The following is a 21,723-nucleotide window of genomic DNA, read 5'->3' as shown; positions in this document are numbered from 1 at the left end:
GTAGGAAATTAGTTATACCTTAGAGTGACTAATTGACTTAACCATATCTTCGTGAAAAAGTTTAAAAAAGTACTTCTGATACTTGGGGGACTACTTCTGCTTTTGGCGATTGCCATTGCCATTTTCTTCAATTCCTTAAAACCTGAATATAGCGGTTCAAAATACATGGAAGGCCTTCAGAGTGAGGTCAATGTGTATTTTGATACGTATGGAATCCCTCATATTTATGCAGATAATGAAAAGGATGCCCTTAGGGCATTGGGCTATGTGCATGCGCAGGACAGGCTATGGCAAATGGAACTTTTGCGAAGGGTGGCAAAGGGTAGGATAGCGGAAGTATTCGGTGCGGATTTTATCAAGACGGATAGGTTTTTTCTTTCAATGGGTATCGATGACCAATCTGCCCTAACAGTTGCCAACCTTGACAAACAGAGTGAGACAGCCATGATGGCCCAGGCCTATTTGGACGGTATCAACGACTTCATCAAAAAGGGTCCGACCCCTATAGAATTTTATTTGACTGGAATTGACAAGGAACCTTTTTCTTTAGAGGATGTGTACAATGCCGTGGGCTATATGGCCTTCAGTTTTGCCATGGCCCATAAAACGGACCCCTTGCTTACCAGTATGAGGAATAAACTAGGGGACGAATACATGAAAGACCTTGCAATCGATTCCGATACTTCTACCGTGTGGATAAAAAATTACCATGGGATAAAAGCTGATACGTTAGGAGCCAATATTACGGCAAGCGTTACTGCCGCTCTTAAAAATTTACCTGTCCCACTTTTTGAAGGTAGCAACAGTTGGGTGGTTTCTCCTGAAAAGACCAAGAACGGTAAGGTTATTTTCGCCAATGATCCCCATATTGGGTTTGCACAACCTTCGGTTTGGTATGAAGCCCATGTGGTCACACCCACTTATGAAAAATACGGCTACCATTTGGCTGGAGTTCCCTTTCCTTTGTTGGGTCATGATAGAAACCTGGCCTATGGTTTGACCATGTTCGAGAACGATGATATCGATTTTTACTTTGAGGAAACCAATCCTTCGGATTCCACACAATACAAAACCGTAGACGGTTGGAAGACTTACGAATATGTCACCAAGACCATCAAGGTGAAAGACGGGGATGACGTATCGTTTACCTTTAAAAAATCGCAACACGGTCCGATCATGAACGACATTGCCGACCAAATATCCGGCGAACGCCCCGTGGCCATGTCATGGATTTATACCAAACCTAAAAATGAGGTGTTGCACGCTTTATATGGGTTGAGCCATGCCACCAATTTGGAGGAATTTCAAAGTGCCCTTCCCAAGATACATGCTCCAGGACTCAATGTAATGTACGGTGATGCCAAAGGCAATGTGGGGTGGTGGGCCACAGCCAAATTATACCAGATGCCGGACAGCGTTTCCACTAAATTTATTTTGGAAGGCACTTCGGGTAAGGACGAACCCATACGTTACCTCGACTTTTCAGAAAACCCAAGTGCCGTGAATCCGCCTTGGCATTACGTCTATTCCGCGAACAACCAACCTGATTCCATTGCAGGGATGTTATACCCCGGTTATTATTTGCCCGAGAACAGGGCCAAAAGAATTGTTCAGTTGTTGGATGCCAAAAATGATTGGGACAAGGAATCTTTTTCCGAAATGATCTTGGATGTTACCTCACCCGTAAATACCGATCTGGTAACCGAATTGATCAAGCTGTTCGATGTATCCCTTTTGTCCACAGAGCAATTGGTTCTGGTCGATTCCCTTAAAAACTGGAGCGGGGAGTACACTTTGAACAGCACAAGCCCTACGTTGTACCATCGCTGCGAGTATTTTATGGCGAAAAACACGATGGAAGACGAATTGGGTCCTGAAATGTTCAACGAATTTCTGGACACCCATGTTTTTAAAAGACAGATTGCATGGGGAGCCAAAATGGATTCGGGAAAATGGTGGGACAATGTGCATACCAAAGACGTAGTGGAAACCCGAAAAGATATTGTAATGAAGTCCTTTGCCGATGCTTGGGAGTCCTTGGTGAATGATTTAGGTCAGGACGCGAGCCAATGGACTTGGGACAAAGTGCATACCTTGGAACATCAGCATCCCTTTGGAAAGGTGGAATCCCTTAGAAAATATTTCAATGTAGGGCCGTTTCCCGTGGAAGGCACCCGCGAAGTCATCAACAACCTCTCTTTTCCGTATGATAGTACAGGCTATTACAAAGTCAGTTCGGGACCATCTACACGCCGGATCGTGGATTTTTCGGATGTAGAAAACAGTATCAGCATTTTGCCCACGGGCCAATCGGGAAATCCGTTCAGCAAGCATTACAAAGATCAAGCTGAAATGTACGTACAGGGCAAGTTCCGTAAGATGATGATGAACAAACAGGAGATTCAGGAAACCGCGGAATCCGTGCTCACGTTTACCAAGAAGTAATCCATTCACTAATTCGGAAAGCACCTGTGTCAATCCAAAATAGGGCATTCATCAATCTACCCTCTCATGCCAATTTGTAAAAGTTAATTTTTGAGGGTAATCTTCAAGAATTTATGAATGCTTATAAAAGTGTATGGCAGTGCCGTTTTTGGCATTGAGGCGACCACGATTGTGGTAGAGGTCAACATAGATAAAGGGGTAGGGTATCATCTGGTCGGGCTGCCGGACAACGCCATCAAAGAGAGTAATTTCCGTATTGCGGCAGCCTTGCAGAACAACGGGTATAGGATTCCCGGCAAAAAGATCACCATCAATATGGCCCCGGCCGATTTACGCAAGGAAGGATCCGCCTATGATCTTACCTTGGCCTTGGGCATTTTGGCCGCTTCGGAACAGATCAAATCCGAAGATATCCACAACTATCTGATCATGGGGGAACTCTCCTTGGATGGCAGTTTGCAACCCATTAAGGGAGCGTTGCCCATTGCCATAAAGGCAGAGCATGAAGGATTCAAGGGATTCATCCTTCCAAAAGAAAATGCCAATGAAGCGGCCATTGTAGACGGACTGCAAGTGTATGGTGTGGAAAACATCAAAGAAGTCATTGCCTTTTTTGATCAAGGCATTCCCTTGGAAGAAACCATAGTGAATACGCGCCAAGAATTTTATGACCATCTGAATTTGCCCGAATTTGATTTTGCTGATGTGAAGGGGCAGGAAAGTATTAAACGCTGCATGGAGATTGCGGCTGCCGGTGGTCACAACATCATTTTGATAGGCCCGCCAGGAGCAGGAAAGACCATGTTGGCAAAGCGATTGCCTTCCATTCTGCCTCCCATGACCTTACATGAGGCCTTGGAAACCACCAAAATACATAGCGTGGTGGGCAAGGTAAAGAACAAAGGGTTGATGAGCCAACGACCGTTCCGTAGCCCCCACCATACGATCAGTAGTGCTGCCTTGGTAGGTGGGGGAGGTTATCCGCAACCTGGGGAAATTTCCTTGTCTCACAACGGTGTATTGTTTTTGGATGAACTCCCCGAATTTGAACGTAGGGTGTTGGAGGTGATGCGCCAACCCATGGAAGATCGGGAGGTGACCATTGCAAGGGCACAATACACGGTGACCTATCCGAGCAGTTTCATGTTGGTGGCCAGTATGAACCCCAGTCCGGGAGGATATTTCAATGATCCCGATGCCCCGGTAACTTCTTCGCCTGCTGAAATGCAACGGTATTTGGGTAAGATATCAGGTCCTCTGTTGGATCGTATCGACATTCATATTGAAGTGACCCCGGTTCCTTTTGAAAAACTTTCCGATGACCGAAAAGGGGAAAGCAGTGTGGAGATCCGGAAGCGAGTGGAGGCGGCACGGGATTTTCAAACCTTAAGGTTTGAAGACATCAAGGACCTGCATTACAATGCCCAGATGAATACCAAGCACATCAGGGAATTTTGTAAGTTGAATGCATCTTCAAAGACACTTTTAAAAAGTGCGATGCAACGCTTGAACCTTTCGGCTAGGGCCTATGACCGAATATTAAAAGTGGCCAGAACCATTGCCGATTTGGAAGGCCAAGAGCATTTACATGAAAACCATATCTCCGAAGCCATCCAATACAGGAGCTTGGATAGGGAAGGTTGGCTGGGTTAAAGGCTCAATTGAATTTTTTGACTATTATCTATTAAAATAGAAAATTAGTTTACTTGAAATTGTTACTGTAAATCAGTGAAATAGATCAGAACTTTTGTTTATTTTAGAACTAAACACATCATTAAACTAGTATTATGGATGCATATGAATGGACATCTAGTATTTTAGGTTTTTTGTCCCTTGTATTAATTTTTGGCGGTCTTATCTATGCGGGTAGACAGGTCTATTATTTGAAACAACAAGTCAAACTTCTCATCAAAGAGAATTCAGATAACCAAGAATGGAACAGAAGAAAAACATCATTAGATATTAATCTAGAAATACTTACTGAAGGATTTTCTAAGATAGCGGATGAATTAAATAATTTTGATATATCGTTGAAAGGAAAAAAGTACAATGAGGTTGTTGACTCAATTGATAAGAATAAGCTTGAAAGTTTTGATTCTAAATTGGATAGACTTCTGAACTATTGCGAGATGATTTCAATAGGCATCAAAAATAATATTATAGACAAGGAGATAAGCTTCGATTACGGGGCAACAATGATTTTGAGATATTACGATTTCGCTGAAGAGTTCATAAAGAACAAAAGAAATGACCAGTCTTCAGACACATTTTGCATCAATTTGGAAAATTTGGTTAAAGAATGGAAAGTTAAAGTTCATGATTTAGATCAAAAAATGAGAGATCAATTAGTTAATGCAGGTAAGGAAAAACTTGGTTGAGTCTATTTCAAGTGAATTTATTTATGAAATTTCGTATTTCATTCAAATTAAGAAAGTTGGTAATCAATTTAGTTAAATCTCTTGATCATCTGATATGAAAACTCGACCATCTCCTTGTAATTTTCCTTGCTGATTTTTTCATCAATGCCATGAAAACGGGAAAAACTCTCCGGACTGATGCGGATGGGATAAAAACGGTACACATCGTCAGAAACCCCATAAAAATAGCGGGCGTCGGTGCCACCGCCGATCAAACCGGGCACGACTACCACATCTGGAAAAACAGAACGGATAGTCGTTTCCAGATTTTTGAAAGCGTCTGAATCAATTCCTGAAACAGGGGAGGGGTCTACGGCAAATCCTGCCAGTTCCACTTTTACTTTATCCCCAACGGTTTTTTCGATATGCTCCTTTACCGATGCAACCGTCTCTCCTGGCAAAATCCTAAAATTGATGGTAGCCTTGCCCACTGTTGGGATCACATTGTCCTTTACACCACCTTCCACAATGGTCGGGGCCGTTGTGGTATGTGCATTCAACGCTTTTAGGACCGGTCCTTTAAAAAGCCATGGATTGGCAAACGCCATTCTTTTAAAGAAAGGCATTTCCGCTCCCATGTATTCAAATTGGTAGTCAATGGGCTTGACCAGTTTATAAGGCAATTGGTTGTTCTCCAAATCCACGATGGCCTGTGCCAACATGCCCAAGGTATTGTCTTTGGGAGGGGATGAGCTATGTCCACCCTTGGTTTCTACGATCAGGTTAAAGGACGCGTACCCTTTTTCCGCCAAATTGAGCATGGCTATGGTCTTATCGAACCCGGGGACCATGTTCTCGGCCAACAGTCCGCCCTCATCCAAGGTCATTGCCGCGTGGATGCTTTTATCTTTCAGATAAGCTGCAATCTTCTGAGCCCCATTTTCACCACCAAGTTCCTCATCATGTCCAAAGGCCAAATAAATGGTCTGGGAAGGGGTGAAGGATTCTTTTAGCAGAGTCTCTATGGATTCCATCAAGGCCATCAAGGAACTTTTATCATCCAAAGTGCCCCTGCCGATGATATGGGTATCGGTAATCTTCCCGGCAAAGGGAGGAGCCTCCCAATCGGACAGGGTAGGTTGGTCCACGGGAACCACATCTTGGTGAGACATAAGGATGATGGGCTTCTTTGATGTATCCGATCCTTCCCATGTATAGAGCAGGCTGTAGTCACTGATTTTCTCCAAAGACAGTTTTTCATGGATCAAAGGATAAGTTTCCCTTAAAAACTGATGGAATCCGTTGAACGCCGTGGAATCCGGTATGGCATCTTCGCTGTAGGAAATGGTTTCGAACTGCACTGCCTTGGAAAGGTGCTGATAGGCATTCGCCGGAAAATCCATTTTTTGCAATGGTTCCGTGGCTACTTGCTTGGAAGACAGGGAAAGGGTATTAAAAGTTAAGACGGCGGCCAATACGATGATAAGGCTTAAGAGCACGAAAAGGAATTTTTTCATTCTTGAGGTGGTTTAGTTGGTTTCAAATTGAAAAGTGTTTCGAATTTTCCTGAAGATGATACACTTGGTGACAAATTAGATAAAAAAGTCAAACGGAAGCCCATACCCCGGATTGTTTTTGAAAAAGGCAAAATTTTAAGGTTTTTCAATCAAAATTGGCAATTTGTATGCATAAAGGATTAACAAGTGTGAAAAATACAACAAATAGTCACATCGATCTGTAATTGAGGTGGTTAATGGCTATATTTGCCGCTATTTTTCAAATTTTAGTGGAATGCAATGTGTGGAATTGAACCCGGTGGGCAATTTTGACCCTTGGGAACAGGAGAAGATCGATGAGTTGCTGCATCAAAAAATAACAGAGTCTTTAAGCAATAGACTTGTGTTTGAAAACGAAAGTGTCAAACTATGGGATTTACATCTCGCACCCGGTGAGCGGATTCCTTTTAGAAGGCATAGTACAAACTACGGTTGGGTTTGCCCAACAGGCGGTCTGGTAATCACCCGCTATGGGAATGGAAAAATCGACATGTTCAAGATAAACCCGGGAGATACCGAATATTTTGAGAACAGGGGCAAAGACTATGTGAACGACTTGGAAAACATAGGGGAACACCCTGTCTGCATCAGTATTTTGGAATACAAGGAAACCAAAAAAAACAACAAGGTGGAATTCTGTGATTAGATGGCCTTGATGTTCGCTTTGAGTCCTGAAATAATTCCCAAGATATTCTGTACCGTTTCCTCTAAATAATATTTGATGGCCAAATGGGGGATCCTAATGGTGGTGAACCCATTTTTGAACGAATGCATGGCATCTTCAAGATCGTTGATGGCCTGTTCATGGGTAATCATGTTGTAGTCCTTGTCGATCTCAATATTGAGCTTTACACGGGAAATGGCGATATCCACGGATCGTTTGCCGTCCCACCATTCCAACATGGGGTGTGCTCCGGCTTCCTTTAGGGCGTAAAAGAGGTGTATGGCCTCCAACGGCGTGTTGTTATCAAGAATTACTTTTTTAATGAGCCGCGAATGACGGTCGCACAAGTGGATTCCCAAAGACTCCATAGAAGTCGTATACTGATGGGAATCAATACTCTTATCACAATCCTTACATGTCATAAGTATTTGTCAAGTTTAAGGTCAAAGTTCGATTTGGGACTATTATAACTTCACCATTTTTAAAATCGTATATAAATTCGATGTAAAACATCCCACTTTTAGACGAAATGCATTTTTTTGGATGAAATACATGGTTTGTCCCAATATCCTGTTAAATTCAACACCGTAAATCAACCCGTTTATGTTGAAAAAAATAGGACCCGGAGTGTTGGTGGCGGCGGCCTTTGTTGGACCTGGAACCATTGCCATGTGTACGTTGGCCGGAGCGCGATTTGGATATGCCTTGATTTGGGCCTTATTGATTTCCATCCTGGCCACGATCGTATTGCAGGGCATGGCCGGGAGAATCGGTTTGGTGACCCAAAAAGGCCTAGTTGACGTGGTTCGGGAACAATTAGGTACACCGTGGGTCCGAAATGTGGTCCTTGCCGTGGTATTGGGAGCTATTCTCATTGGTAATGCGGCGTACGAAGGAGGGAACATTGGAGGGGCTACTTTGGGGCTTGAACAGATTTTTCCAAATCCCCAAATACGACCTTTTCTCCCAATGTTGATTGGTATTGCCATTTTCTGCCTGCTGTGGTTCAGCAATTATAAAGCGTTGGAAAGAATTTTTGTGGGTCTGGTAGGATTAATGGGAGCAAGCTTCATTATTTGTGCACTCATGACCAAGCCCTCCCTATCCGGTATTTTGAAAGGTATGTTTGTGCCAACTCTGCCCAAAGACAGCTTGTTGACCGTAGTGGCCTTGGTAGGTACAACCGTAGTACCCTACAATCTGTTCTTGCACGCATCCTTGGTGCGTGAAAAATGGAAATCCCAAAACGACCTGAAAGTCGTGAAATGGGACACCATCATTTCCATAGCCTTAGGTGGACTGGTGTCCATGGCTATTTTGATCACGGCTTCCGCGGCACCTATTTCCGACATCAACAATGCCATGGACATGGCCAAAGGCCTGGAGCCCCTTTTTGGGAAAATGGCCCTTTACTTTATGGCCATCGGACTTTTGGCGGCAGGGGTGACCTCGGCCATAACGGCTCCTTTGGCTGCTGCGTATGTGGCCAGTAGCTGTTTTGGTTGGGAAGGGGGCATGCAGGATAAAAGATTCAAATTTACATGGGCATTTGTCTTGCTCTGCGGGGTGATTTTTTTGTCCTTTGACATCAAGCCCATCAAGGTCATCCAATTTGCCCAGGTGGCCAATGGTGTTTTGTTGCCTATTATGGCACTTTTGTTATTGTGGGTAGTGAACAAGAAATCTGTTATGGGGGAAAACAGAAACACCCTTTTACAAAATGTTTTGGGAATGGCCATAGTGGCCTTTGCCATTTTCTTGGGAGCGAAAAGTATTTTAAAAGTGATAGGAACCCTGTAGATGAAAGCATTTGCGATTGATATCAACTGTGATGTAGGGGAAGGAATCGGCAATGAACCCGAAATTTTTCCCTATATCAGTTCGTGTAATATTGCCTGTGGCGGCCATGCGGGAACCGAAGAAACCATGTCAAAGGTGGTAGCTCTGGCCCTAGAACACGGTGTTAAGATAGGAGCACACCCATCGTACCCTGATAAAGCGAATTTTGGGAGAGAGGTTTTGAATATTCCAAATGAGATGCTGATACAAAGTATCAAGGATCAAATGAATGTTTTTGATATCATTTTAAATCGAAAAAAAGTAAAGCTCCATCATATTAAGGCACATGGGGCGCTTTATAACCAAACCGCAAAGGATCCAAAATTGGCAAAAACCTATTTGGAAGCTATTTCAGCCTACAAGGAAAAAGCCGTTCTTTATGTACCATTTGGGTCTGTTGTGGCAGAATTGGCAATGGAGGTGGGTTTTCAAATATGGTACGAAGCCTTTGCGGACCGAAACTACAATGCAGACCTGAGCCTCGTGTCCAGAAAAAGTGATAACGCCTTGATCCAAGAGCCGAAAGAAGCTTTGGCCCATGTGCTGCCCATTATAAAAGATGCAAAAGTGAAGACTGTTTCCGGCAGATTCCATAAAATTGAGGCGAACACCCTTTGTGTACATGGTGATACTGCTTCGGCATTGGAAATATTAATGTATCTTTCACGGGAATTACCCAAAAATCAGGTGCAAATACAAAAGTGAAAAGTTACCCCATCAGCATCAAACCCTTTGGAGAACGAGCCGTTCTTGTGGAATGGCCCAGTGAGGTGAAGGAATCCATTTTGGCCGATATCCTAGATTTTATGGAAGCCTTCAAGGCACTCAAAATTCCAGGTTGGGAAATGTCCGTAGCCTATAATTCCTTGACCATGGTCTACAACAACGATCATCTGGACTTTGAGGAAACCCAAAAAATGATTCTGGATTGCCATGCAGGTCAGGCCAAGAGCCCATCGAATAGGGTACAACACCTGTGGACCATTCCGGTATGCTACGATCAGGAATTTGGAATAGACATACAAGAAGTTTCCAAAACTTTAAACTTGTCCGTTGAGGAACTCATCCAACAGCATACGTCACACCAATACGTGGTATATGGCATAGGATTTTTGCCCGGGTTTATGTATTTGGGAGGTCTTCCACAGTCTCTGGAAATCCCCAGACGGTCGGAACCACGTTTGCAAGTTGCCAAGGGCTCGGTTGGTTTGGCAGGGAAACAAACGGGCATTTATCCCCAGGAATCTCCGGGGGGCTGGAACATCATCGGCAACTGCCCCGTTCCGTTGTTCAATCCTGGTTTAAAGGAACCTTGTTTTGTAAAGGTGGGGGACAAGATCCAATTCAATAAAATTTCCAAGGCTGAATACGACCTCCATAAAATAGAGGCCGAAGTAGGTATTTACAAACCCGCTAAAGTTGTGTTGCATGCTTAAGGTACTTAAATCGGGATTTTTTGTGACGATACAGGATCTTGGCAGGTATGGTTATCGTGATATAGGGGTGCCTGTATCTGGGGCTATGGATGCTGATTCCGTAAAAAAGGCCAATCTTTTGTTGGGGAATGACCCCAACGCGGCCGTAATGGAGATCACCATGACGGGACCAACCTTGCAGTTTGACGAGCCGACCTTTATCTGCCTTTCGGGAGCGCACATTTCAGCTACCGTGAACAACAGGCCCATAGAGAACTATCAAGTGGTACAAGTAACCAAAGGCGATATTCTGTCCTATGGGAAATTGCAGAACGGATTTCGTGCCTATTTGGCCATAAAAGGCGGATTCCAGACGGAAAAGGTTTTGGGCAGCCGCTCGCAGTTTGTTCCCGTGACCAAAACAAAAAGACTCAAGGATGGAGAAGAGGTGCCCTATATCAAGAACATCTCTTTTAAACCCCTCATTTCCGAAGTAAAGATCGATGATCATTTTCTAGAGAATCATCTGGACGTGTACAAAGGCCCAGAGTTTGAACTCTTGTCCGATATGCAACTATCCGGAATATTTACCAAAACCTTCACGGTATCCAAAGAAAACAATAGGATGGCCTATCAGTTGTCCGAATTGATAGAGAGCCATTCCCATTCCATGCTTACCTCGGGCACTTTGCCCGGAACGGTACAGTTGACACCGGCAGGACGGTTGATCATTCTGATGAAAGACGGGCAGACCACGGGAGGCTACCCAAGAATACTGCAACTTTCCGAGGAATCCATTTGTACTTTGGCGCAAAAGAAGTTGGGGGACAAGTTCTCCTTCAAATTACTTTAGTTGTTTTTTCTGCTGGGATCCAACATATTTTTTTGTAACATTGAAGCATGAAAAGAAATAATCTGGTCATTAGAGTGGTCATTATTGTTCCAAATTTGGAATGATACAGACTTGCTTTTGATGACGAAGGGCCTGTATCTAAATAGATGCAGGCCCTTTTTCTTTATAAAGAAAATAATTGAATATTGGATTTTGAATTGATGTAAGTATTTGAAAAACAGAATTTTGTATATTTTATGTTTCAAATGGATTTAAACAGGCTTAAACTGTTAAAAATCTAAGGCTTTTTAAACATCTATCTTTGATTGACAGTATAAATTCAGCGGAATTCTGTATTTGAATGAAATTTGACAATGGAACTGAACAAGTTTAGTAAAAGTGTGACCCAAGACCCAACGCTGCCAGCTGCACAGGCCATGTTGCACGCATTAGGGCTCAATGATGAAGATCTTAAAAAACCATTTATTGGAATAGCCAGTACAGGTTATGAGGGGAACCCCTGCAACATGCACCTGAACGGATTGGCCAAGGAGGTTAAAAAAGGAGTGGAGGCTTCCAATATGGTCGGACTCATCTTCAATACCATCGGTGTTAGTGATGGAATTTCCAACGGAACACCTGGAATGCGATATTCCTTGGCGTCAAGGGACATCATTGCCGATTCCATCGAAACCGTAATGCAGGCCATGTATTATGATGGATTGGTGACCGTTGTGGGTTGCGATAAGAACATGCCCGGTGCGCTTATGGCCCAACTAAGGCTAAACAGACCTTCTATTTTGGTATATGGAGGCACCATTGCCCCGGGATGCCATAATAATAAGAAATTGGATATCATTTCCGCATTTGAGGCCTATGGCCAAAAAGTAGCAGGAACCATTGACGAAACTGAATTTAAGGCAGTGATCCATAAGGCATGTCCAGGAGCCGGAGCCTGTGGAGGGATGTATACCGCCAATACCATGGCATCGGCCATTGAGGCCATGGGTATGTCGTTACCCTTTAATTCATCCATTCCGGCAGTAAACTCTGCTAAGGGTGCCGATTGCGAAGCTGCAGGGGAAGCCATTCTGAACCTGTTGGAAATGGACTTGAAACCCAAGGACATCGTGACCAAAAAGGCATTGGAAAATGCTTTTAGGTTGGTAACGGTTTTAGGTGGTTCCACAAACGCCGTATTGCATTTTATGGCCATTGCCCATGCCGCGGAAGTGGATTTTACTTTGGAAGATATCACACGTATCAGCGAATCGACCCCGTTGTTGGCCGATTTAAAGCCCAGTGGAAAATATTTGATGGAAGACCTTCATAAAATCGGGGGTGTGCCAGCAGTGTTGAAGTACATGTTGAAGAAAGGCATGCTTCATGGAGATTGTATGACGGTAACCGGAAAGACCTTGGCAGAAAACCTATTGGATGTTCCCGATCTGGAAGAAGGCCAGGACATCATCAAACCTTTGGAACAGCCAATAAAGGAAACAGGCCATATCCGAATCCTGTATGGTAATTTGGCGACCGAAGGTGCCGTGGCCAAGATCACGGGCAAGGAAGGATTGAGTTTCACGGGAACCGCAAGGGTCTTCAACGGTGAAATTGAAGTGAACGAAGGCATCAAAAATGGGAAGGTGCAAAAAGGGGATGTAGTGGTCATTCGTTATGAAGGACCAAAAGGTGCCCCGGGTATGCCTGAAATGTTGAAACCTACATCCGCCATCATGGGTGCAGGATTGGGTAAGGATGTTGCTTTGATCACCGATGGGAGGTTTTCAGGGGGATCCCACGGGTTCGTGGTAGGTCACGTTTCACCGGAAGCCCAAGTGGGTGGCGGTATCGCCTTGGTGAAAGATGGGGATGAGATCACCATTGATGCCGTGAAGAATACCATCAACATCAACATTTCCGACGAGGAATTGGAACAAAGGAGAAAAGCTTGGGTGCAACCCGAGTTAAAGGTGAAATCCGGTAGTTTGTACAAATACGCCAAAATGGTTTCTTCGGCATCTAAAGGTTGTGTTACGGATACATTCTAACCACTCAAATCGAATTAAAAGTAAGGGGGAGTTCCCAAAAAAAGATAAGCTTATGGAAACATTGAAAGCGGAAAAGAAGGAAAAAAAGCAAGAAACTACCATGCGCATCACAGGTGCGGAGGCCATTATACATTGTTTGTTGGCGGAAGGTGTCGATTTGATTTACGGTTATCCCGGAGGTGCCATCATGCCCGTGTATGATGAGTTGTACAAGTTTCAGGATAAGCTGACGCACATCCTTACCCGCCATGAGCAAGGTGCCGCACACGCCGCACAGGGCTATGCCAGGGTTACAGGTAGAGTGGGTGTGGCCATGGCCACCTCCGGACCTGGAGCCACCAATTTGGTCACTGGTATCGCCGATGCTCAAATCGATTCAACCCCAATGGTGTGCATTACAGGTCAGGTGACCAGGAGTCTTTTGGGTTCCGATGCGTTCCAAGAAACGGATATTGTAGGTATTTCCACCCCGGTGACCAAATGGAACTATCAGATTACCCGTGTAGAGGAAATCCCTGAGATCATGGCCAAGGCATTCTATATTGCAAAATCTGGAAGGCCAGGCCCCGTTTTGGTGGATATCACCAAAAATGCACAGTTTGATGAACTGGATTTCAAATACGAAAAATGTACTGGAGTAAGAAGTTACAAGCCGGTTCCAGAGCCCGATGCTTCAGCTATTGAAAAAGCTGCTGAACTCATCAACAACGCCAAAAGACCTTACATCATTTTTGGTCAAGGTGTTATTTTGGGCGAAGCTGAATCTGAATTGAAAGCGTTGGTTGAAAAAGGAGGAATTCCTGCCGCTTGGACTATTTTGGGCCTTTCCGCTATGGAAACGGACCACCCCTTAAATATGGGTATGGTTGGTATGCATGGCAATTATGGTCCAAATGTTTTGACTAACGAATGTGATGTTCTAATTGCCATCGGTATGCGATTTGATGACCGTGTTACTGGTAATTTGGCCACTTATGCCAAACAAGCAAAAATCATTCATTTTGAAATAGATCCCGCTGAGGTCAACAAGAATGTGAGGGTTGATGTTGCGGTTTTGGGCAACGCCAAAGAAACCTTGGGCATGCTATTGCCATTGATCAACAAGAACGAACACAAGGAATGGCTTGCCGAATTTGAAAAGAAACATAAAATCGAGTTCGAAACCGTCATTGAAAAAGATATCTACCCCACCAAGGAAGGACTGACCATGGGTGAGGTCATGGAGCAAATCAATATCGCGTCCGGAGACAATGCCGTAATTGTTTCTGATGTAGGACAGCACCAAATGATTGCCTGTAGATATGCCAAGTTCAAAGAAACGAAAAGCAATATCACTTCTGGTGGTTTGGGTACCATGGGCTTTGGACTCCCGGCGGCCATTGGAGCCAAAATGGGTGCCATGGACCGCGAAGTGGTAGCCATTATTGGGGATGGTGGCTATCAGATGACCATTCAGGAATTGGGCGTGATTTTCCAACACAACGTACCGGTAAAAATTGTCGTGCTAAACAACGATCACTTGGGAATGGTTCGCCAATGGCAGGAGCTTTTCTTTGAAAGCAGATATGCATCGACCGTAATGACCAATCCTGATTTTGTAAAAATTGCCGAAGGATATCACATCAAAGCCAGAAGGGTGGTGCAACGTTCCGAATTGAAGGACGCTGTGGAAGAAATGATAGCTTCCAAAGACCCCTATTTTTTGGAGGTTAAAGTGGAAAAAGAGGACAACGTTTTCCCGATGATTCCAACAGGTGCCTCGGTAGCCGACATCAGATTAAAGTAAAATGGACCAGACCAAGATCATTCAAATGCCGGGCCAATATCCGGCTTTGCTTGCAAAGTCTAAGGAACTGGGGTTCACCATGCCATCAGATGTCTATGTTGGGACATTGCTGAAAACATTGGTGGCATCAAAACCAAACGGCAACTTTTTGGAGCTAGGCACAGGTATAGGATTGTCCTTGGCTTGGATGACCGAAGGAATGGATGAGAAGTCCAGGATGACAAGTGTGGATAACGATCCAGAGCTTATCCAAATAGCCAATCTTTTCTTTAAGGAAGAACCAAGATTAACATTAATATGTTCCGATGGCGAAGAATGGTTGGAAAATTATACCGGAGAGTCTTTTGACCTGATTTTCGCAGATGCATGGCCGGGAAAATACAGTCATCTGGATAAGACAATGAGCCTCATTAAAATAGGCGGATTTTACGTAATAGATGATATGAAAAAGCAGCCCAATTGGCCGGATGGACATGAAGAAAAGGCCAAGGCGCTTGTTCAAATTTTAGAACAACGAGAAGACATAACAATAACAAAAATGGATTGGTCCACGGGATTGATCGTTGCAGTAAAAATAAATTGAGAATGGAAAAACAATGGTATACCATATCGGTGTATTCCGAAAATAATGTGGGATTACTGAATAGAATATCAGGGATATTCTTAAAGAGACACATTAATATAGAAGGTTTAAATGTTTCTAAATCAGAGATTGAGAACGTTTCAAAATTCACGATTGTAATTTATACCACAGAGGATTGGACACGGAAGATTGTTCAGCAGATTGAGAAGCAGGTAGAGGTCATAAAGGCATTTTATCATACCGATGATGATATTATCTACCAGGAATCTGCCCTGTTCAAGATAGCATCCCACTTGCTGTTCGATGAACGTCAGATCCAAAACATCATAAAAGAAAGCAACTCTCAGATCGTAACAGTGAGCCGTGAGTTCTTCGTATTGTCCAAGACCGGCCGCCGACACGAAATCGATGAGATGCACGATGCTCTGGAACCTTATGGGATCATGCAGTTTGTCCGTTCAGGACGTATTGCGGTGACCAAGGCGGCCATGCCGATATCCGAAATATTAAAAGAATTTCAAGAAAACTAAATAGCATAAAATCAAATCATAAAATGGCAAATTACTTTAACACACTATCACTTCGTGAGCAATTGACCCAATTGGGAAAATGTAGGTTTATGGACCCCAGCGAATTTACTGATGGTGTTACAGCTTTAAAAGGAAAGAAAATTGTAATCATTGGCTGTGGGGCCCAAGGTTTGAACCAAGGTCTCAACATGCGCGATTCGGGATTGGATGTGTCTTACACCCTTCGCGAAGCTGCGATCAAGGAAAAAAGACAATCCTTTAAGAATGCTTCTGAAAACAATTTTGTTGTAGGAACGTACGAGGAATTGATCCCAACGGCCGATTTGGTCATCAACCTTACACCGGACAAGCAGCACACCAATGTAGTGGGAACCGTAATGCCCTTGATGAAGAAAGGGGCTACTTTGTCCTATTCGCATGGATTCAACATCGTTGAAGAGGGTATGCAGATTCGCAAAGACCTTACCGTGATCATGGTGGCGCCCAAAAGTCCAGGTTCCGAAGTTCGTGAGGAGTACAAAAGAGGATTTGGAGTGCCTACCCTTATTGCGGTTCACCCTGAAAATGACCCTGAAGGAAAAGGGTTAGAGCAAGCCAAGGCCTATGCAGCGGCCACTGGCGGTGATAAGGCCGGGGTGTTGGAATCTTCATTCGTGGCAGAGGTTAAATCGGATCTGATGGGTGAGCAGACCATTCTCTGTGGTTTGTTGCAGACTGGTTCCATTCTTTGCTTCAATAAAATGGTAGAAAAAGGAATTGATAAAGGTTACGCTTCCAAATTGATCCAATACGGATGGGAGACTATTACCGAAGGGTTGAAGCAAGGTGGTATCACCAACATGATGGACCGTCTGTCCAATCCTGCCAAGATCAAGGCTTTTGATTTGGCTGAGGAACTGAAAGTGATCATGCGTCCGTTGTTCCAAAAACATATGGATGATATCATGAGCGGACATTTCTCCAAGACCATGATGGAAGATTGGGCCAATGGCGATAAAAACCTTTTGGATTGGAGGGCTGAAACCGGGGAGACCGCTTTTGAAAAAACGCCTGCCGGTGACGTATCTATCTCGGAGCAAGAATACTACGATAATGGCGTTTTGATGGTGGCCATGGTGAAATCCGGAGTGGAATTGGCTTATGAGACCATGACAGAATCAGGAATCATCGGTGAATCCGCTTACTACGAATCGTTGCACGAAACCCCTTTGATCGCCAACACCATCGCCAGAAAGAAATTGTTCGAGATGAACCGTGTAATTTCCGATACTGCTGAGTACGGATGCTATTTGTTCGATCATGCATGTAAACCACTTTTGACCGATTTCATGAAGAGAATGGATACAGATGTGATCGGTAAACATTTCGGCGAAGGCAAGGACAATGGTGTGGACAACATTAAATTGATCAAGGTGAACAAAGCCATCAGAACCCACAATGTTGAAGTTGTAGGTGCCAGATTGCGTGCATCCATGACCGCAATGAAGCCAATATAATTCAAGTATACTGGCCCCATGAACAAAGAAGCCGTGGAAACATATTTCCCGCAACTTGCGGATATTCAACAAGCAGCAGAGACCATTTCACAAGTTGTGGAGAAAACCCCTTTGCAGCAAAATATCCGCTATTCGAAAAAATATGGGGCCAATATTCTTTTAAAGCGCGAAGACCTTCAACGGGTCCGTAGTTATAAAATCAGGGGTGCGTTTAATAAAATTGCATCCCTTTCCAAAACAGAGTTAGGGCAAGGCGTGGTCTGTGCCAGTGCTGGTAACCATGCCCAAGGGGTTGCCTTTGCCTGTAGCCATTTGGAGGTGAAAGGAACCATTTTTATGCCCGTGGTCACTCCCAAGCAAAAAATTGACCAAACAAAAATGTTCGGTGGAAATTGGGTGGAAGTGATCTTGGAAGGTGATACTTTTGACGACGCAAATAAGACGGCCCAATGGTACTGCGATCAATATGGCAAAACCTTTGTGCATCCTTTTAATGATGAAAAAATTATTGAAGGACAGGGCACCGTAGGATTGGAAATTCTTCAACAATCCGATAAACCTATTGATTATATCTTCGTTCCGGTAGGAGGTGGAGGATTGGTTTCCGGGTTGTGCGGAGCTTTCAAGGCCTTGTCTCCAGAGACTAAAATCATAGGGGTGGAACCTCTGGGGGCCCCTTCCATGAAACGGTCCATGGAAACTGGAAAACTGACTGAGCTAAATGAAATCGATAAGTTCATTGACGGGGCAGCTGTTCAAAAAGTAGGAACTTTAACCTATTCCATCTGTAGTAATTGTTTAAGTGAAATGGTTTTGGTGGCCGAAGGTAAAGTATGCCAGACCATCTTGGATCTGTACAATCGTGATGCCATTGTGGTAGAACCTGCTGGTGCTTTAACGATAGCCGTGTTGGATGATTTCGCCGAAGAAATTAAAGGGAAAAATGTGGTCTGCATTGTAAGTGGCAGCAACAACGATATTACCCGAACCGCCGAAATTAAGGAGCGGGCTTTGCTGTATGCCAACCTGAAGCATTATTTTATTGTAAGATTCCCACAAAGGCCAGGTGCCTTAAAAGAATTTGTCGCCGAAATCCTGGGCCCCAACGACGATATCACCCACTTTGAATACTCCAAAAAATCAAGCCGTGAGAATGCCCCGGCAGTCGTGGGGATTGAACTAAAATCTTCGGATGATTTGGAACCATTGATCCAACGGATGAAGGCAAGGCATTTTTTTGGGGATTACCTGAACGATAAGCCCGATCTTTTTCAATATTTGGTCTGATTTTCACAACGATCCGGTATCTTGTTTTCTAAATCGATTTCGTTGTAAAACCCATGGAAATGAGCTGTTTTCCTCCAGTTTTTATGTTAGCTTTGTGAAGGATGGGCGACCATTTCCATGAACACTAATTCTATAAACAATAACTATGTCAACATCTAAGAACGTGATTCCTGAAGCTTTTCAGATTACGGAAGAAATACATCAAAGAACCTACTTGGTAAATGGTGAACTCCGAAAATGGCAAGGAGCTACAAGCCAGGTAACCTCAACAATTTCATCCACAAAAGAATATGCGCCTACGCCTCTGGGGAGCATTCCCGATATGGGAGAGCCTGAGGCAATGGAAGCCTTGGATGCTGCATTGGCGGCCTATAACAGGGGCCAAGGTGTTTGGCCAACCATGAAGGTCAAGGACCGTATCATGTGCATGGAGGCCTTTGTAAAAAAAATGGAAAAGAAAAGGGAGGATGTGGTGAAACTCCTCATGTGGGAAATTGGCAAATCCAAACCGGACTCTTACAAGGAATTTGATCGTACCGTTGAGTATATTTATGACACAATCGAAGAATATAAGCAATTGGATCGCGGTTGTGCCAAATTTGATAAACACGATGGTGTTTACGCTCACATCCGAAGAGGTCCCCTGGGAGTTGTTTTGTGTTTGGGTCCTTATAACTACCCTTTGAACGAGACCTTCGCATTGTTGATTCCTGCCATCATCATGGGGAACACTACCATTTTTAAACCGGCCAAGCACGGTGTCCTATTGATTACGCCGCTTATGGAGGCTTTTCAGAGCAGTTTTCCAAAAGGAGTGGTCAATATACTTTTTGGCCGTGGAAGGGCCGTAGCGGCACCCATAATGAAAACCGGCAAGGTGGATGTACTGGCCTTGATCGGTAACAGTAAATCTGCCAATGCATTGCAGGACCAACATCCAAAAAGCAACAGGCTCAGATTGGTGTTGGGATTGGAGGCCAAAAACCCCGCTATTGTGCTACCAGATGCTGATTTAGATCTCACCATCAACGAATGTATTTCAGGAACCTTGTCGTTTAATGGACAGCGTTGCACCGCTCTTAAAGTGGTGTATGTGCATGAGGATATTAAGGATGAATTTTTAAAACGATTCTCGGAAAGGGTAGATGCCCTGAAATTTGGTAACCCATGGGATGACGGTGTCAACTTGACCCCGCTGCCTGAACCAGAAAAGCCAGCATACATACAAGAGCTGTTGGATGATGCCAAGATGAAAGGTGCCAAAGTGCTGAACAAAAAAGGAGGGAAGCATTTCGACAATTATATCTGGCCAGCGGTAGTATATCCTGTTTCAAAGGACATGAGGGTATATGAAGAGGAGCAGTTCGGTCCGATAATTCCCGTGCTTTCTTTCAAGGACATTGAAGAGCCATTGGATGACATGGCAGAATCCAACTATGGTCAACAAGTCAGCTTGTTCGGGAAGGATGTGTATACACTTTCCCCATTGATCGATGCCTTGGCCAACTTGGTATGCAGGGTAAACTTGAACAGTTCCTGTCAACGTGGACCAGATGTATATCCATTTACAGGAAGAAAGGACTCTGCGCAATCCACATTGAGTGTGCACGACGCCTTAAGATCCTTCTCGATTCGTACGTTTGTGGCGTTCAAGGATAATGAACTGAACAACCAGACCATCGAGCAATTGCTGGAAGCGAAAGTGAGCAACTTCTTGAGTACGGATTATATCTTATAAAATTCGATTGAGCTATAAATAAAAAGCCCCGATTCGTCGGGGCTTTATTTTTGGTTTATCTGTTGGGTCGATTAAATATTTTTAGCCAGCCAATCGCCCACTTCGCTGGTTTTATAGGCTTTTCCGCCATCGGCCAAATCTTCGGTAACTACACCTTCTGCCAATGATTTGTTCACCACGTCTCTAATGGCTTCGGCCTCATCCTTCAATCCGAAAGCGGTCTCGAACATCATCGCTGCAGACAACACGGTCGCCAAGGGGTTGGCTATGTCTTTTCCAGCAGCTTGCGGATACGAACCGTGAATAGGCTCGAACAAAGAAGTCTTTTCGCCCAAAGAAGCGGATGGCATCAATCCCATGGAACCGGAAATAACAGAAGCCTCATCGGTCAAGATGTCGCCAAAAAGGTTTTCAGTGATCAAAACATCATAGGAACTTGGCCACTGTACCAAACGCATGGCTACGGCATCCACAAATTCGTATGAAACCTGAACTTCGGGGTATTCCTTTTCCAGTTTTTGCACGGTCTCTCTCCACAAACGGGATGTTTCCAGAACGTTCGCCTTGTCCACGCAACACAGCTTTTTGGAACGCTGTAGGGCCATTTCAAAGCCTTTTCGGGCCAAACGCTCCACTTCCTCACGAGTATAAGTGCAGGTGTCGTATGCGGTATTGTCATTATCCTCTCGACCTCTTTTTCCAAAGTAAATACCTCCGGTCAATTCTCGCAAAAACACCAAATCGGTGCCTTCAATGCGTTCTCTTTTCAAAGGTGACTTATCAATCAAGGATGGAAAGGTGAAGGTAGGTCGTACATTGGCAAAAAGTCCCAATTTTTGGCGCATTTTCAACAAGCCTTGCTCGGGTCTTACCTTGGCGGATGGATCATTGTCGAACCGCGGGTGTCCAATAGCTCCAAAAAGCACAGCATCGGCTGCAACACAAACTTCATGTGTTTCATCGGGATAAGGTTCACCAACGGCATCAATGGCGGCGGCTCCTGTTAGGGCAGGGGTCCACTCGATTTCATGTCCGAATTTCTCGGCTACGGCATCGGAAACTTTTACGGCTTGATCAATAACTTCTGGGCCAATTCCATCGCCGGCCAAAAGGGCTATGTTTAGTTTCATTTGTTCAATTATCA

General features: G+C 44.2%; 18 protein-coding genes. 15 read left to right on the top strand and 3 right to left on the bottom strand.

From position 1 onward, the window contains the following. The first annotated feature begins 51 nt into the window (after positions 1-51). The 3 genes from GTK07_RS06810 (at position 52) to GTK07_RS06800 (ending at position 4,823) form a co-directional block, all read left to right on the top strand. Positions 52-2,445, top strand: coding sequence for a penicillin acylase family protein (locus GTK07_RS06810; RefSeq protein WP_163634343.1), 2,394 nt, complete (start codon positions 52-54; stop codon positions 2,443-2,445). Positions 2,446-2,562: 117 nt separating this feature from the next. Then, positions 2,563-4,098: a YifB family Mg chelatase-like AAA ATPase gene (locus GTK07_RS06805; RefSeq protein ID WP_163634341.1), complete on the top strand. Its 1,536-nt coding sequence runs from the start codon at positions 2,563-2,565 to the stop codon at positions 4,096-4,098. A gap of 134 nt (positions 4,099-4,232) precedes the next feature. Then, the gene (locus tag GTK07_RS06800; RefSeq protein ID WP_163634339.1) at positions 4,233-4,823 is read left to right on the top strand and encodes a DUF4760 domain-containing protein; all 591 of its coding nucleotides are present in this window, start codon (positions 4,233-4,235) and stop codon (positions 4,821-4,823) included. A gap of 68 nt (positions 4,824-4,891) precedes the next feature. On the opposite strand, the gene GTK07_RS06795 is transcribed toward GTK07_RS06800, so the two are convergent. Continuing rightward, a complete protein-coding gene (locus tag GTK07_RS06795; RefSeq protein WP_163634337.1) occupies positions 4,892-6,319 on the bottom strand; it encodes a M20 family peptidase in 1,428 nt (475 codons plus the stop codon). A gap of 274 nt (positions 6,320-6,593) precedes the next feature. On the opposite strand from GTK07_RS06795, the gene GTK07_RS06790 reads away from it, so the two are divergent. After that, positions 6,594-7,004 (top strand): hypothetical protein, encoded by a 411-nt coding sequence (locus tag GTK07_RS06790; RefSeq protein ID WP_163634335.1) that lies wholly within the window; start codon positions 6,594-6,596, stop codon positions 7,002-7,004. Here the strand turns inward: GTK07_RS06790 and GTK07_RS06785 are convergent. Continuing rightward, on the bottom strand, positions 7,001-7,444 hold the full coding sequence (locus GTK07_RS06785) for a hypothetical protein (protein ID WP_163634333.1): 444 nt from the start codon (positions 7,442-7,444) through the stop codon (positions 7,001-7,003). The two genes, GTK07_RS06790 and GTK07_RS06785, sit on opposite strands and share 4 nt — an antisense overlap. A gap of 181 nt (positions 7,445-7,625) precedes the next feature. Here GTK07_RS06785 and GTK07_RS06780 point away from each other — a divergent pair, with 181 nt between their 5' ends. The 11 genes from GTK07_RS06780 (at position 7,626) to GTK07_RS06730 (ending at position 20,579) form a co-directional block, all read left to right on the top strand. Continuing rightward, positions 7,626-8,822, top strand: coding sequence for an Nramp family divalent metal transporter (locus GTK07_RS06780; RefSeq protein ID WP_163634331.1), 1,197 nt, complete (start codon positions 7,626-7,628; stop codon positions 8,820-8,822). Then, positions 8,823-9,566 carry a 5-oxoprolinase subunit PxpA gene (gene pxpA / locus GTK07_RS06775; protein WP_163634329.1) on the top strand — a complete coding sequence of 248 codons (744 nt, stop codon included), beginning with the start codon at positions 8,823-8,825 and terminating at the stop codon, positions 9,564-9,566. Beyond that, the gene (gene pxpB, locus GTK07_RS06770; protein WP_163634326.1) at positions 9,563-10,297 is read left to right on the top strand and encodes a 5-oxoprolinase subunit PxpB; all 735 of its coding nucleotides are present in this window, start codon (positions 9,563-9,565) and stop codon (positions 10,295-10,297) included. The genes pxpA and pxpB overlap by 4 nt, the downstream gene beginning before the upstream one ends. Continuing rightward, on the top strand, positions 10,290-11,129 hold the full coding sequence (locus tag GTK07_RS06765) for a 5-oxoprolinase subunit C family protein (protein WP_163634324.1): 840 nt from the start codon (positions 10,290-10,292) through the stop codon (positions 11,127-11,129). The genes pxpB and GTK07_RS06765 overlap by 8 nt, the downstream gene beginning before the upstream one ends. Positions 11,130-11,482: 353 nt before the next feature. Beyond that, the gene (gene ilvD, locus GTK07_RS06760; RefSeq protein ID WP_163634322.1) at positions 11,483-13,159 is read left to right on the top strand and encodes a dihydroxy-acid dehydratase; all 1,677 of its coding nucleotides are present in this window, start codon (positions 11,483-11,485) and stop codon (positions 13,157-13,159) included. A 52-nt stretch (positions 13,160-13,211) separates the two neighbouring features. After that, the gene (gene ilvB, locus GTK07_RS06755) at positions 13,212-14,945 is read left to right on the top strand and encodes a biosynthetic-type acetolactate synthase large subunit (protein WP_163634320.1); all 1,734 of its coding nucleotides are present in this window, start codon (positions 13,212-13,214) and stop codon (positions 14,943-14,945) included. Position 14,946: 1 nt separating this feature from the next. Further along, entirely contained in the window at positions 14,947-15,528 is a 582-nt protein-coding gene (locus GTK07_RS06750) for an O-methyltransferase (RefSeq protein WP_163634318.1), read from the top strand. A gap of 2 nt (positions 15,529-15,530) precedes the next feature. Beyond that, positions 15,531-16,058, top strand: a complete 528-nt coding sequence (ilvN, locus tag GTK07_RS06745; protein WP_163634316.1) for an acetolactate synthase small subunit — start codon at positions 15,531-15,533, stop codon at positions 16,056-16,058. Between the two features lie 23 nt (positions 16,059-16,081). Then, positions 16,082-17,554 carry a ketol-acid reductoisomerase gene (gene ilvC / locus GTK07_RS06740; protein WP_163634314.1) on the top strand — a complete coding sequence of 491 codons (1,473 nt, stop codon included), beginning with the start codon at positions 16,082-16,084 and terminating at the stop codon, positions 17,552-17,554. A gap of 18 nt (positions 17,555-17,572) precedes the next feature. Beyond that, on the top strand, positions 17,573-18,841 hold the full coding sequence (ilvA, locus tag GTK07_RS06735) for a threonine ammonia-lyase IlvA (RefSeq protein ID WP_163634312.1): 1,269 nt from the start codon (positions 17,573-17,575) through the stop codon (positions 18,839-18,841). A 145-nt stretch (positions 18,842-18,986) separates the two neighbouring features. Beyond that, positions 18,987-20,579: an NADP-dependent glyceraldehyde-3-phosphate dehydrogenase gene (locus GTK07_RS06730; RefSeq protein ID WP_163634310.1), complete on the top strand. Its 1,593-nt coding sequence runs from the start codon at positions 18,987-18,989 to the stop codon at positions 20,577-20,579. 71 nt (positions 20,580-20,650) lie between these two features. Here the strand turns inward: GTK07_RS06730 and leuB are convergent, their stop codons facing one another. Then, positions 20,651-21,709 (bottom strand): 3-isopropylmalate dehydrogenase, encoded by a 1,059-nt coding sequence (leuB, locus tag GTK07_RS06725; protein WP_163634308.1) that lies wholly within the window; start codon positions 21,707-21,709, stop codon positions 20,651-20,653. Positions 21,710-21,723 lie beyond the last annotated feature (14 nt).

It is taken from the genome of Flagellimonas sediminis, assembly GCF_010500845.1.
In the GTDB taxonomy this organism is placed as follows: Bacteria; Bacteroidota; Bacteroidia; order Flavobacteriales; family Flavobacteriaceae; genus Flagellimonas; species Flagellimonas sediminis.
The sequence above is the reverse complement of the archived record's forward strand: the minus strand, read 5'-3'. Positions and strand labels throughout refer to the sequence as shown.

Excerpts from the sequence above, each read along its gene's own strand:
- GTK07_RS06785 (WP_163634333.1), bottom strand. The coding sequence starts at position 7,444 with ATGACATGTAAGGATTGTGATAAGAGTATTGATTCCCATCAGTATACG.
- GTK07_RS06805 (WP_163634341.1), top strand. The coding sequence starts at position 2,563 with ATGCTTATAAAAGTGTATGGCAGTGCCGTTTTTGGCATTGAGGCGACC.
- GTK07_RS06795 (WP_163634337.1), bottom strand. The coding sequence starts at position 6,319 with ATGAAAAAATTCCTTTTCGTGCTCTTAAGCCTTATCATCGTATTGGCC.
- GTK07_RS06800 (WP_163634339.1), top strand. The coding sequence starts at position 4,233 with ATGGATGCATATGAATGGACATCTAGTATTTTAGGTTTTTTGTCCCTT.
- GTK07_RS06780 (WP_163634331.1), top strand. The coding sequence starts at position 7,626 with ATGTTGAAAAAAATAGGACCCGGAGTGTTGGTGGCGGCGGCCTTTGTT.
- ilvC (WP_163634314.1), top strand. The coding sequence starts at position 16,082 with ATGGCAAATTACTTTAACACACTATCACTTCGTGAGCAATTGACCCAA.
- GTK07_RS06730 (WP_163634310.1), top strand. The coding sequence starts at position 18,987 with ATGTCAACATCTAAGAACGTGATTCCTGAAGCTTTTCAGATTACGGAA.
- leuB (WP_163634308.1), bottom strand. The coding sequence starts at position 21,709 with ATGAAACTAAACATAGCCCTTTTGGCCGGCGATGGAATTGGCCCAGAA.
- pxpA (WP_163634329.1), top strand. The coding sequence starts at position 8,823 with ATGAAAGCATTTGCGATTGATATCAACTGTGATGTAGGGGAAGGAATC.
- ilvN (WP_163634316.1), top strand. The coding sequence starts at position 15,531 with ATGGAAAAACAATGGTATACCATATCGGTGTATTCCGAAAATAATGTG.
- GTK07_RS06750 (WP_163634318.1), top strand. The coding sequence starts at position 14,947 with ATGGACCAGACCAAGATCATTCAAATGCCGGGCCAATATCCGGCTTTG.
- GTK07_RS06765 (WP_163634324.1), top strand. The coding sequence starts at position 10,290 with ATGCTTAAGGTACTTAAATCGGGATTTTTTGTGACGATACAGGATCTT.
- GTK07_RS06790 (WP_163634335.1), top strand. The coding sequence starts at position 6,594 with ATGCAATGTGTGGAATTGAACCCGGTGGGCAATTTTGACCCTTGGGAA.
- ilvA (WP_163634312.1), top strand. The coding sequence starts at position 17,573 with ATGAACAAAGAAGCCGTGGAAACATATTTCCCGCAACTTGCGGATATT.
- ilvB (WP_163634320.1), top strand. The coding sequence starts at position 13,212 with ATGGAAACATTGAAAGCGGAAAAGAAGGAAAAAAAGCAAGAAACTACC.
- ilvD (WP_163634322.1), top strand. The coding sequence starts at position 11,483 with ATGGAACTGAACAAGTTTAGTAAAAGTGTGACCCAAGACCCAACGCTG.